Origin of the sequence: Pseudomonas sp. 2822-17, assembly GCF_002742485.1 — a bacterium.
Taxonomy (GTDB): Bacteria; Pseudomonadota; Gammaproteobacteria; order Pseudomonadales; family Pseudomonadaceae; genus Aquipseudomonas; species Aquipseudomonas cyclaminis.
In genome coordinates, this window is sequence record NZ_LJRZ01000212.1 from 1 (window position 1) to 236 (window position 236).

Annotated in this window: 1 protein-coding gene; it reads left to right on the forward strand. The window is 36.0% G+C overall.

Features of this window, described 5'->3' with window-relative positions; genetic code table 11:
- Window positions 1-38: 38 nt before the first annotated feature.
- The coding region (locus AOA60_RS01630) for a helix-hairpin-helix domain-containing protein (protein ID WP_218240517.1) at window positions 39-236 on the forward strand (198 nt) is incomplete at its 3' end.

Genomic DNA, 236 nt, shown 5'->3' on the forward strand with positions numbered 1-236 from the left:
ATATAGAGAGCACCGACTCTAACTCATCCGAGGAAAATATGGTTGATTATGATGAAAGTCATAATAACGACATGGAATCGCAAGATGGAGGAAAATGTATCGATATAAATTCCGCTTCTGTTGAAAAGTTATCAGAGATAATCCATATTGGCGAGACACGAGCAGAAGAATTAATAGAATTAAGACCGTTTGATTCACTGGATGCACTATCAAAAATTAATGGAATTGGTGAAGGT